We start from the raw sequence: 2,738 nt of genomic DNA on the forward strand, positions 1-2,738 counted from the left end.
TGCCAATGCGGGTGAGAAACTTTGGTTTTGGGTGTTTGCCCTCTTTGGTGGTGTGATGGTGGTTTCAGGGCTAACAATGATGTTCCCAGAAACCTTTGTCGTCACCAAGAATACCGCTAACTTTATGCTGGTATTACACATCGTCTCTACCATCATTATCAGCGCGTTCTCAGTCGTACACATCTTCATGGCAACCGTCATGTCTGAAGGCGGTATGTCTAACATGACCTCTGGTTACTGTGATGAAAACTGGGCTAAGCAGCACCACAACCTTTGGTTCAAAGAACTTCAGTAAACGGGCGCCTCCCTAGTATCAAACCTTGCTCACCAGCGATTGTATATGGTGGTGAGCAATCTCAAATAGAGCTTAGGCTCTGACAAAAAACTGTTCAGCTTTGCACTTACCGACTCTTACCCAAGAGGATGGCGGCTAGTTGCATCCTGAAAAATTTAATCAAAAGAGTAATAACCATGAAAATGATCAAATCTATTCTCGCTATAGCCATTAGCACATGTTGTTTATCTGCAAACGCAGCAGAAATTTATAAGAATGAAAATAGCTCTATAAACTTGACGGGGTGGCTGGGATTTGCAGCGATAAATGATGGTGATAAAACGTCCGTCAATGACAACTTATCCCGTTTTAGATTTTCGTTCGAGCGTGAAGAAAAAAATGGCTGGCACAGCTTTGCCCGCACCGAATGGGGACTGAACATAGTCACTCGCAATGACAATTTGGTGATGCAAGGAGGCAAGCTTGGGACTGAGAACTCTTCAGACTTTCTCTATAACCGCTTAGGTTACATCGGACTTACCCACGACACATGGGGAACTCTGTCTTTCGGTAAGCAATGGGGCGTATACTGGGACGTTGCCAGCACCACGGACTTACCTAATGTATACGCAGGTTATTCTAGTGGCGTGTATACCTTTGGAGACGGTGGATTGACGGGTACCGGCCGTGCAGACTCTGCATTTCAATATAGAAACACCTTTGGAAAACTCCATATCGGCCTGCAGTTTGCTGCTAAAAACAACGGCGAAGTCAGCATTAAAGATGCCAGCGGGTTGGAAATTGATAATTCAGATATTAGTTTCAACAACAGCTATGGTGCTAGCCTGACTTACGGCATGACAGACAAAGTAAAACTGTTAGCAGGATTTAACCGTGGTGAATTCGATGGCCACTTGGGCGATATCAAAATCAATGAGGCTAATGAGGTTATTGGTGTCGGCGCTCAATATGGTGACTACTATCAGTATGCAGCAAATCGTGAGGCACAAGGTTTATACTTCGGCTTTAATGCTCATCAGAGTAAGAAAAATGAATTGATTGGCGGTGAGCTTTACGATGCTACCGGGGTGGAACTTCTGACGGCTTACCAATATGATAATGGCTTTGTTCCTATGGTGCTATTAAGCTATTTAGAGCTGGATACAGACCAAACCACAACAATTTCAGGGGACTGGAAACGCCAATTTGCCATGTTAGGTCTGCACTATCGTTACAGCAATGATACGGTCATGTTTGCCGAAGCCAAGCTGGATCTTAGCAGCATGGATGATCCGGTGCTAGAAGCCATGCAAGACAACAGTTTTGCAGTCGGGTTAAACTACTTCTTCTAATCGATAACTTTAATGAGCTTCTGTACTCAGAAGCTCTCAAGCTATGAATCAGTAATCTAGTGAAAAGCTCATCAGTTTGGAACAGATAGCCGCAGGCTTTTTAATCTAAGTGGATAACTAAAAACTATAATTTACCTATTCTTATCCGATTCCAGCTAAACGTTCAGTTCAATGCCTGTTTCAACTTATCAACAAATCGCCTTAACACCATTGGCAATTGCTGTTGGTCGGAGTGCAAGGCATACACCTCTCTCACTTCTCTCCGATAATCTGATAGCACACGCTGTAACAATCCTGAATCGAGATCTTCCTGCACAAATATAGAGGGCATAAGACCGATACCAACCCCACATTTAACACTATTTATCGCGCTAATGGAGGTATTCACCTTCAACTGTGTTTCTGAACAAAACGAAATGCTCTGACCATGATTATTTTGCAGAACGGCGCGCTGCTGCCAGGGAAGCGTGACCAGATGATGTGATTTCAAATCCGTTTCATTAACCGCTCTTTTGGCTAAGTACCCCGGAGAAGCCACCAGAATGCTGTCCAGCTTACCGATAGCGATAGCATGGTAGGTACTGTCTTTCTGTGGTCCCACCGAGATGGCAATATCCAGGTTACTTTGCAGCAGATCTAAGCGCTCATCGGTGAACATCAGCTCAGGCACCAGCTTAGGATACTCATGCCAGATATGGGCGATTATCGGTGTCACTAACCTCGCTTCAAACGCATGGGGAGCCGTAATGGCGATCTCACTCGCCGCCTAAAAGTTGAAAGTGATGATGATTTAGGACAGATATCAACCGGTATCAATCGCTTTATCGAGAACCTGCAATCAATGATGCTAGAAGTGTTGCAATCATCAACTCATATCGCCAGCAGTGTTGAACGCTTAAAGTCAGAAACGGAAGCCAATAGCGCTATCTTGGTCGCTCACACTACAGAGACCGAACAGATAGTCGCCGCAGTAGAGGAGATGAGTGCCACCGCCAATGATGTTGCCAGAAACGGTGCTGAAACAGCGTCTTTCACTCAAGTGACCAAGCATCAAACCATGGACTCTAAAGCGGTCGTTGCAAAAGCGACCAGTACCGTTGCGCAACTGGTGC

Annotated in this window: 4 protein-coding genes; 3 read left to right on the forward strand and 1 reads right to left on the reverse strand. The window is 45.1% G+C overall.

From position 1 onward, the window contains the following. Window positions 1-295: cytochrome b/b6 domain-containing protein (locus tag K5R16_RS21850; protein WP_220740502.1), on the forward strand; the 295-nt coding region annotated here is incomplete at its 5' end. A 176-nt stretch (window positions 296-471) separates the two neighbouring features. Further along, window positions 472-1,626 (forward strand): porin, encoded by a 1,155-nt coding sequence (locus K5R16_RS21855; RefSeq protein WP_374758419.1) that lies wholly within the window; start codon window positions 472-474, stop codon window positions 1,624-1,626. A 163-nt stretch (window positions 1,627-1,789) separates the two neighbouring features. Here K5R16_RS21855 and K5R16_RS21860 read toward each other — a convergent pair whose 3' ends face one another. Beyond that, the gene (locus K5R16_RS21860; protein WP_259649981.1) at window positions 1,790-2,341 is read right to left on the reverse strand and encodes a substrate binding domain-containing protein; all 552 of its coding nucleotides are present in this window, start codon (window positions 2,339-2,341) and stop codon (window positions 1,790-1,792) included. Window positions 2,342-2,359: 18 nt separating this feature from the next. Here K5R16_RS21860 and K5R16_RS21865 point away from each other — a divergent pair. Continuing rightward, window positions 2,360-2,738 (forward strand): HAMP domain-containing protein (locus K5R16_RS21865; RefSeq protein WP_374758420.1); only part of this gene is annotated, 379 nt, incomplete at its 3' end.

The sequence above is a fragment of the Shewanella sp. c952 genome (genome assembly GCF_019654975.1).
Taxonomy (GTDB): domain Bacteria; phylum Pseudomonadota; class Gammaproteobacteria; order Enterobacterales; family Shewanellaceae; genus Shewanella.

Excerpts from the sequence above, each read along its gene's own strand:
- K5R16_RS21855 (WP_374758419.1), top strand. The coding sequence starts at position 472 with ATGAAAATGATCAAATCTATTCTCGCTATAGCCATTAGCACATGTTGT.